An 8,921-nucleotide genomic window follows, 5' to 3' on the forward strand; every position below is an offset into this window, starting at 1 on the left:
CATATGAAATCAAAGCAAAAGGGTTTTACCCTTATCGAACTCATGATCGTCGTAGCCATTGTCGGTATATTGGCTGCCATTGCTTACCCGAGTTATCAGCAGTATGTGTTGCGTTCGTGGCGTACTACCGCGAGTGGATGTGTACTTTCTCTGGCGCAAAGTATGGAGCGCCAATTTACAGCAAATATGACGTATGCAGCGGCAGTGCCTGCGAGTGGCTGTACAACTGAAAATGGTATGGCAGCAAGATATACCATAGGGCTATCGGCATCGGGTGCAACTGCTACGGCTTATACAATTCAGGCGCAACCGCAAGGCGCCCAAACCGCTGATACGCAATGTGGCACGATTAGTATTAATCAGATAGGTACGCGGGGTGAGACAGGTACAGGGAGTGTGCAAGACTGCTGGTAGAAGCATTTTACTTACAATTTATGATTTTTGGCTAAGGATAGCCTGAGGACAAAAATATGCACAGGGAAGCGCATAACAAGTCGTTGCATTCGCAATTCGGCTTCACATTGATTGAGTTAATGGTCGCCTCGGCTGTTTCCTTAATTCTCATTGTTATCGGTATACCTTCATTGACACAAATGTTGGCGCGCAGTGATGTTACATCAACCTCGTTAGCCATTCGTACTGGTTTATCTATTGCCCGATCAGAGGCGGTAAAGCGTGGTGCGAGTATCCAGGTGTGTAGTCTTGATAATGTAGTGACACAATGTGCAGGTCATGTGGGTATAGGTCGATTGATGTGGGGTAACGGGTTTATCGTATTTCAGGATGTGGATAATGATCGGGTCTATACCGCTGCGACCGATGAGTTATTACACCTTACTCACTTTAGCGAGCCTGTAGAAATAGATTGGGGGCGAGGGCATTATTTAATTTATGCGCCCAGTGGTCGTCTGCAAATGGGTAACAGCTCATTTCATATTAAGCATTTAGCCTCTTCTCTTGAACGACATCTGATACTTAACAATGTGGGGCGGGTGCGTTCAACGGATATTTAAAATACACTAGCCGGCTTCTTTCTCTTCAAATCATCAGGTACAGGAATGAGTGATTTTGTGATTGTGGGTGCAGGTGTCATCGGTATGATGCTGGCGCGTGAGCTGATACAGGCCGGTGCGACGGTTTCTCTGGTGGATCGTTCGGCATGCGCACAGGAAGCGACGTGGGCGGGTGGCGGTATTGTTTCACCTTTATATCCATGGCGTTATTCTGATCCGGTGACTCAGCTGGCAACCTGGTCGCAAAGCAGTTATCTGCATCTGTCACAGGATCTGATCGAAGACACCGGTTGTGATCCTGAACTTCGTCAAAAAGGTATGTATATGGTGGGTGTTGAGGATGAACAAGCCGCCTTGAGTTGGGCTGCACAGTTTAACCGGCCAATGAGTAAGGTGGGAGCCGCTCATCTTTATGCACGGGAAGCTAATTTTTGTGAAGGCTATCAAAGCGCGTTGTGGATGCCGGAAGTATGCAGCATTCGCAATCCTCGTTTAGGCAAGTCGTTAAGAGCCAGCCTGGAGAAATCACCCAGAGTGACCTTGTATGAACATCACGAAGTGCGACACTTACTGTTAGATAACGATAAGGTTCATGGTGTGAGAACTGCGCAAGGCGATATCAGCGGCGGAAAGACCATTATAACTGCCGGTGCCTGGAGTAGTGAGTTACTAAAGCCTTTGGGTTTTAACTTGCCAGTTGAGCCTGTGAAGGGGCAGATGATGATCTTTAAAACCCCTGTGGGTACGGTTAATCGTGTCATCCTGATGGCGGGGCGTTATGTGATTCCGCGTAATGATGGTCGTGTTTTAGTCGGATCCACCCTGGAAAGAGAAGGGTTTGATAAAAACACCACTGAGGATGCTTATCAATCTTTACATCAGACAGCTTTGAAGATCATTCCCACGTTAGCAGATTACGAGGTTGAGCATCATTGGGCCGGGTTACGGCCAGGATCGCCTCAAGGAATTCCGTTTATTGGTGATGTGCCGGGTGTTGCTGGGCTGGCGGTTAATGCGGGTCAATATCGTAATGGACTGGTTTTAGCTCCCGCATCGACACGCATGCATGCGGATATGTTACTCGGACGTGAGCCTGTCGTGAATCCTGCGGCTTATCAGTTGGAAGGGCGTATTTAACCCTTCCTTGCCAACAAGTTCGGTTAATCGTAGATGGTTGGAATGGCGTTACGCTTATGCTGGGTTTTCAGGTAGATGCTGATTAATTTTTCCTGTACCTGCGTATCTACGTTTTTTCCTTCCAGAAAATCATCGATATTTTCGTAGGTTAGCCCTAACGCGTGTTCATCTGCTTTTTGTGGAACAAGGCACTCCAGGTCGGCGGTTGGTATTTTATGGACTAAGCTTTCTGGGGCACCGAGTTCCATCGCTAGCTGGCGTACCTGACGTTTACTCAGGCCAAACAACGGCGCCAGATCGCATGCGCCATCTCCCCATTTAGTATAAAAACCGGTGATGTTTTCCGCTGAGTGGTCGGTTCCCAGTACTAAGCCGCCAACAATACCGGCGATTTCATACTGGGCGATCATGCGTGCTCTGGCTTTTACGTTGCCTTTAGCGAAGTCGATGGCGGCTTCGCTGGCATTTAATAGCCGGCTTTCATGCAATGACGCGGTGACTTCTTGATGAAGGGCATCCGCACCCGGCTTTACATTAACCGTCAGGGTTTCTGTCGGTTTGATAAAGGACAGAGCATGTTGAGCATCCGTTTCATCATGCTGTGTGCCATAGGGTAGGCGCACAGCGATAAACGCAAAATGATTTGAGCCCGTTTCTGAGTTGAGTTCATCAACGGCTAGTTGGGCTAATCTCCCACACGTGGATGAGTCAACACCTCCGCTGATACCTAAAACCAGGTATTTCAGCCCTGAGGCACGTAAACGTTCCTTAATAAAACCAATACGTCGTGCGATTTCAAACCCTGGCTCTATTTCAGGGAGTACCCGCATCTCTTTAATGATGTCATTTGCATTCATCACGCTTACGTTCCTTTCTTTATTACGTTAGCTTTATTACTTGGGCTTAATTTCTGGGGTTTACTAGTTGGGTATCATGGCCCAAAAGTTCATGCCCCTGCTAGTCACCTGTTAGTCATTACTCAAATACACCAAAGGTAATCCGGTCAAACCAAGATCTTTCTGTTTTTTCTGTCTTATCCTGCGAGACATCAGCGTTACTGTTAACTGCAGGACGTGATGGCGGAGTGGCGGCTGCATCGCTGCTGCCAAGTAGCCCGAAAGTGGCTGTTTCCAATAGCGTCTTATTTTCTTTCCGATAGGTTGTCAGGTCATATTCCGGGTAGTTTGTCAGTAAAACATCACGCGCACTGTTTGCCAGGTCTGTCATGCCCAGTTCGGTGTATGCCTGATACATAACGGCAAGTGCCTGAGGCGTTGCTGAGGTGTTTTGTAAATTCTCTACGACATATCGCCCGCGGTTGGCCGCGGCGACAAAGGCACCGCGTTTCATATAAAAACGGGCAACATTGACTTCATAGGTCGCCAGCCGGTTTTTCAGGAATATCATGCGCTTATTGGCATCAGGTGCATATTGGCTGTCCGGATAGCGATTCAGCAGTGTTGAAAAGCTCTCGAAAGAGGAAAGAGCGGCGCCAGGATCGCGGCGTGTAATATCGATTGGCAGATAGCGCTCAAAGAATGTTCTGTCTTGCTCGAAGGCTGTCAGCCCTTTGAGGTAATAAGCGTAATCGATATTTTCATGTGATGGGTGCAGACGAATAAAGCGGTCAGCGGCTGCACTGGCAGCTTCCGGTTCATAGTTCTTATGGTACGCGTAAATCAGTTCCAGCTGTGCTTGTTCTGAGTAGCGTCCAAACGGGTAACGAGCCTCTAATAGCTGCAGTTTATCTACCGCTAACTGGTAATCAGTCTTTTCCAACGCCGCGATTGATTCTTCATATAATTGTTGTTCCGGAATATCCGGTATCTCTTTATCACCACCAAACCATGAACAGCCCGAAGCCAGAATGCAAAGGGTGACGATGCCAACGATTTTTACCAAGCGCATGTAATAAATCCTGATATTCCACGTATCCGATTCTCGGCGTAACTCGCCGTATCGGGTATACTGAGCCAAAATGCTTAATTAACGGTCTATTTAACCATAACCTGAAGCTAAGCAAAATCATCAGCGCTACAGATCGGTATATTGATGTCAGAAAAGATTGAATTAGAAGTGGTGGTCCCCGGTGAATTAACCGGAAAACGTCTTGATCAGGTGGTTGCGCAACTGTTTTCCGAGTACTCACGTTCACGTCTGCAGTCCTGGATTAAAGATGGTTTTGTGACGGTGGATGGTAAACACGCAAAAATCCGTGAAAAACTTTACGGTGGTGAGCGTATCCGGGTGGACGCGACGGTTGAGCCGATAGAGACTCATGCCGGCGAAAATATTCCGTTGGATATTGTCTATGAGGACGATGATATTCTGGTGGTTAATAAGCCTGCAGGGCTGGTGGTGCATCCGGCAGTCGGGCACCGATCAGGTACCTTGCTGAATGCTTTGTTACATCACTTTCCTGATATAGCTTTAGTGCCGCGTGCCGGAATTGTGCATCGGCTGGATATGGATACGACCGGTTTAATGGTGGTAGCCAAGACGCTTCAGGCTCAGACAGAGTTGGTGTGTCAGTTGCAGGATCGTTCTATGGGGCGCGAATATGAAGCCATAGTGCTCGGTGTTATGACCGGGGGCGGTTGTGTTGATGAGCCTATGGGACGTCACACAAAAAACCGCCTTAAAATGGCGGTCATTCGTGGTGGCAAAGAAGCGGTGACACATTACCGTGTATTGGAAAAGCTACGTGTACATACTCACTTGCGATTAAAGTTGGAGACCGGACGCACGCACCAGATACGTGTGCATATGGCCCACATTAATTATCCTTTAGTGGGTGATCAGCTGTATGGCGGTCGTTTCCGTCTGCCAAAAGGTGCCAGTGAGGAGACACAAGTCGTGTTGCAGGGCTTTAAACGTCAGGCCTTACATGCCAAAAAACTTGAATTGTGGCACCCTGCCACAAGAGAGCAGATGTCCTGGGAAGTCGATCTGCCAGAAGATTTCCAGCAACTGCTGGCTGCGTTACAGCAAGACAGTAAAGATTATGAAGATGACGATTTTTAGATGCGAATTTCTAGTTGAGTGATGCTTCTATGCAGTTAATCAAGCCGTGCTGGGGTGCTCCCGGGCAGATTCAAGTGGTATCCACCACTCGCTTCGGGGGTGTTAGCCTAGCACCTTATGATGCTTTGAATCTGGGCGATCATGTCGGTGATCAGCCGTCTGCCGTCGCATTAAACCGATCACGGCTGTTAAATGAGGTTGGTGTGCAGCATGCCCAATGGCTGACTCAGGTTCATGGTAGCGGATGCATTGAAGCACAACCTGATGGTTTGATCCATGAAGCCGATGCGTGCTGGACAGATCAAGCAGGCTTGGCGTGTGTCATTATGACGGCGGATTGTTTACCGGTTGTCTTTACTGATGGTAACAAAGTCGCAGCGGCTCATGCCGGTTGGCGAGGACTGGCAAATGGCGTTTTAGAAACCACATTGGCGCAGTTTTCAGGCGCTGAGGTTTATGTCTGGTTAGGGCCTGCTATCGGGCCTGATGCATTTGAAGTGGGTGAAGAGGTCAGGCAGCAGTTCTGTGATCATCTGCCGTCATCAGTTGAATGCTTTAGGCCTTCTGGAAATAAAAGTAAATGGTTGGCGGATCTCTATCAGTTGGCCAGATTGCGTTTGTTACGTGCCGGTGTGCAGCACATTAGCGGAGGCACCTATTGCACCTATTCTGATGCAGCGCGATTTTTCTCTTATCGTCGCGAGCAGCAGACGGGGCGCATGGCGACCTTGATCTGGAAAACGGACCTGTAAAATTGAGCTTCAGCGCTGATTTAATCAAATATAACCAATTTTTTTCAGGATCCGAATGCGCTTGACCCTGAGGGACAGCTGCGGTCCAGCTTAATGACTATGAAGTTTTGATTGGCTAATGTCTCGCTAATATCCGTATAACTGGCTAGAGTGTCATCAAAGCGGCATACATTAGCAGCCGTAGAAAGATAGCTAGCGGTTCCATCAACATCCAGTGTCAGGCTGATGTTACCACTCCAGGTGGGTAGATCTATGCCATCAGATATACTGTCATATGCCTTGATGACACATGAGTAGGTGATAAAGTCGGCATAGGCTTTATCCGCAATAGCCAAGTGGCTGTCATCCCAGCAAGAATAATCACTGGTAGTAACATCCAGAACAATGTCGATATCACTTTCAGCGTCAACGCCGGGCCTTATCGAGCCACTACCAAAACTGATATATCCAGATAACAGATAGTAGGCGATGCCATTATCAATGTTGTCGGGTATGCCGGGGCCGCCGACGACCTCGCCGGATGTGTTATCCAGTATGATGCTGACTCCGCTTGTTCCTGGCGGAGCATAACTGCTGGTGCCGTTATCCTGATCAACTGCGGGTATTGGAACTTTTAATACCCTGTTAAAGGGGTGCACTGGGCTGCCAGGCGGGGCATAGCTCTGAAGCAAGTAGGCTGTGCTTTTGGGATCGCTGGCACCAATCACGGAGGTGGTTTGAACAGACCTCTGTTGATTTTGCAGGTCTGTCCATGCCACAGTGACGGCTATTTCTTTATATTCGCCTATAGCGCCGACTGTGGTAACCGGTGTGATGCTCCAGTTAATGGTAAAATCTCCATTAGTTTCTGTTCCTGTGCTGATCGCGTCATACGTAGTTATGCAATTGGGAGTATTCGGATCGGGGCAATCCGACGGTCCGATAGAGAGGCTCTGATAGGCGCGTAGATCTTCTATTTTTGCATCCGCTAACGATAGGGCAATGGTCTGCTGACGGGCAAACCCTGAGTTCAGCATGCTAACAGAAAAAAACTTTCCGATCGCAACAACGCCAAAGCCGATAATAACAACAGCGATCATGACTTCCAGCAGGGTGAATCCGTTTTGTTCGTCCCGTAGTAGCGCCGTTTTTTTTTCAGACATCAGAAATCCCTCCAGCTACCGGGAATTTTGTAATAATTACCTAGATTGTTGGCAAGGCTTTGCAACACGCTGCTGTCATAGGTTGGGTTAGGTGTACCGGTTGCTTCAAAATCACCTTCAGAAATAGCAGCGCCAAGGACTTGTGAGGTGCCCCCGCCGGAGTTGTTCCAATTAGTAGTTGCCGAATAGACTAAGCCATATATGGACGCGGTACCGCGTAATTCCAAGTTGCCATTAACGATCAGAATAACAGGGTTGGCGGCTGAGCCAACCGTTGTGTTTGAATTGATAGTAAAGCTGTCTCCCGGAGGGACATCTACCCAAATGATGGCTCCTTGTTTGCCGCTGACTGATGTATTGCATACGCCGCCGCAGGTAATTTGATAATCAGCATTCTCTTTATAGGTGTCTTTATCCTGGCCAAAAAATTTCAAGAAGAAGTCATCGGTGCTAATGGACGATAATTCATCATCACCTGAGGCTACACTTGATTCTGACGGCCTGCCGGGCAGCGATTCCAAGTTACTGGACGAGGCTGTGACGGCTCCTCCGGCATGAATAGTGAGTCCTTGAGATGGCCCCTCTGTATTCGTGACTGTAATAGCTGCGCTGTTAAGGCTTATATCACCTTTGGCTGTGAGTGGCGCCGAGGGTACTCCTGTCAGTGCGCCGCGAAATGCAACTGTCTCTGAGACCTCTGCGTTCGCAGGACAGCTTGTGGAGCAGGTATCGCAGGCTGCCACGGCACCTGCGCCACTTTCCTTCCAGCAGCCGAGGGAATTGATGGCCAGAATCGAAGCTGTTTCACCGGGGGGGCTTATATCGGTTAACGTAACGGATAATGATAGAGTGCCAAAAGTATTGGCGGTTGAACCAAGTGAGGAAGAGAGGTTGTGTGGCCCTGCAATAAGATTGCCACTACCATCGATGAAGGTTGATCTGTCAGGTGTGTTTAATTGAGCCTGCACAACGTCTAAGCCGGTTTGTGCTGCCATTTGTGCGCGGTCTGCGCGGTAATAGTTGCCGGCTACCTCTTGGTCTATCACTAATGTTCTGTTGACGAAGAATGCAGTTAATGACATTAGGGCGAGCAATATAAAAGAGATGAATAGCGTGGCCACACCGCGTTCTTTTTTTGCGTAGAAACTTCTTTGTTCAGAGTGTGCTGAATTCATCATTACGGATCCTTATGGTTGTAGTGACGCTCCTGGCAAACTGTGGATCATCACCGGCCGGGTAGGCTGACGCCGCGATCGTGAGTTCGCGAATGATTAATTCGGCCTCGACTGTTGTCGTTGCTGGTGTCGTTGTCGTGTCAGTGGTTGTGATTTGTACAACGCGCGGAGATAGAGAAAAAGTTAAGCTTGTAAAAACAGTGGTTCCTGAATCCGTTATGGGTACCGGGGTGAGTGTACCTGGGTATTGATAAGTTATTTCACCACTGTTCAGACTGAAACTGTAATTTTCAGGGGTAGCGTCCAGATCCGCATCATAGCTATACGCAATGTTGCCACTGCTGGTGCTGAATAGTGAGTTTTTGTTCGTGCAATCGTCAAAGTAGCTTAGGCTGCAATAATTTGAATCCCCCATATTACTATGGGCATCGTTGATGAATCCGGCTCTTTTAATATCTTTCGCCATGAAACTAATGGTCGCTCTGATCTCTTGTTCCAGCTTAATATTCCTGATCAGGTCAAAACTACTTTGATTGAAGGCCATATACAGACTCAGTAAACCACCCAGTAATATGAGGGATATGACTAAGCTAATCATTATTTCAATCAGGCTCATGCCTCGCTGTTTCGCGAATCTTTGAGTTTCTCTTATGGGCATGCGGGGTAACCTCCGAATGC

At 48.2% G+C, this 8,921-nt stretch carries 10 protein-coding genes; 5 read left to right on the top strand and 5 right to left on the bottom strand.

The genetic code is table 11. From position 1 onward, the window contains the following. From ABY436_RS17360 to thiO, 3 genes are all read left to right on the top strand, one after another. On the top strand, window positions 1-414 hold a 414-nt coding region (locus tag ABY436_RS17360; RefSeq protein WP_372740191.1), incomplete at its 5' end, for a type IV pilin protein. Between the two features lie 56 nt (window positions 415-470). Then, on the top strand, window positions 471-1,013 hold the full coding sequence (locus tag ABY436_RS17365; protein WP_372740192.1) for a GspH/FimT family pseudopilin: 543 nt from the start codon (window positions 471-473) through the stop codon (window positions 1,011-1,013). Window positions 1,014-1,058: 45 nt separating this feature from the next. Continuing rightward, a complete protein-coding gene (thiO, locus tag ABY436_RS17370; RefSeq protein ID WP_372740193.1) occupies window positions 1,059-2,150 on the top strand; it encodes a glycine oxidase ThiO in 1,092 nt (363 codons plus the stop codon). A gap of 23 nt (window positions 2,151-2,173) precedes the next feature. Here thiO and nadE read toward each other — a convergent pair whose 3' ends face one another. Further along, window positions 2,174-3,007: an ammonia-dependent NAD(+) synthetase gene (nadE, locus tag ABY436_RS17375; protein WP_372740200.1), complete on the bottom strand. Its 834-nt coding sequence runs from the start codon at window positions 3,005-3,007 to the stop codon at window positions 2,174-2,176. Between the two features lie 118 nt (window positions 3,008-3,125). Further along, window positions 3,126-4,058: an outer membrane protein assembly factor BamD gene (locus ABY436_RS17380; protein WP_372740194.1), complete on the bottom strand. Its 933-nt coding sequence runs from the start codon at window positions 4,056-4,058 to the stop codon at window positions 3,126-3,128. 144 nt (window positions 4,059-4,202) lie between these two features. On the opposite strand from ABY436_RS17380, the gene rluD reads away from it, so the two are divergent. Together rluD and pgeF are read left to right on the top strand one after the other, a co-directional pair. Then, window positions 4,203-5,174, top strand: a complete 972-nt coding sequence (gene rluD / locus ABY436_RS17385; RefSeq protein ID WP_372740195.1) for a 23S rRNA pseudouridine(1911/1915/1917) synthase RluD — start codon at window positions 4,203-4,205, stop codon at window positions 5,172-5,174. 29 nt (window positions 5,175-5,203) lie between these two features. Further along, a complete protein-coding gene (gene pgeF / locus ABY436_RS17390; RefSeq protein ID WP_372740196.1) occupies window positions 5,204-5,926 on the top strand; it encodes a peptidoglycan editing factor PgeF in 723 nt (240 codons plus the stop codon). Between the two features lie 44 nt (window positions 5,927-5,970). On the opposite strand, the gene ABY436_RS17395 is transcribed toward pgeF, so the two are convergent. From ABY436_RS17395 to ABY436_RS17405, 3 genes are all read right to left on the bottom strand, one after another. After that, window positions 5,971-7,068: a prepilin-type N-terminal cleavage/methylation domain-containing protein gene (locus ABY436_RS17395; RefSeq protein WP_372740197.1), complete on the bottom strand. Its 1,098-nt coding sequence runs from the start codon at window positions 7,066-7,068 to the stop codon at window positions 5,971-5,973. Next, window positions 7,068-8,246 carry a PilX N-terminal domain-containing pilus assembly protein gene (locus tag ABY436_RS17400; RefSeq protein ID WP_372740198.1) on the bottom strand — a complete coding sequence of 393 codons (1,179 nt, stop codon included), beginning with the start codon at window positions 8,244-8,246 and terminating at the stop codon, window positions 7,068-7,070. Before ABY436_RS17400 ends, ABY436_RS17395 begins: the two co-directional genes overlap by 1 nt. Further along, the coding region (locus ABY436_RS17405) for a PilW family protein (RefSeq protein WP_372740199.1) at window positions 8,224-8,921 on the bottom strand (698 nt) is incomplete at its 5' end. The genes ABY436_RS17405 and ABY436_RS17400, both read right to left, overlap by 23 nt.

This window comes from Neptunomonas sp. (genome assembly GCF_041601355.1).
In the GTDB taxonomy this organism is placed as follows: Bacteria; Pseudomonadota; Gammaproteobacteria; order Pseudomonadales; family Balneatricaceae; genus Neptunomonas.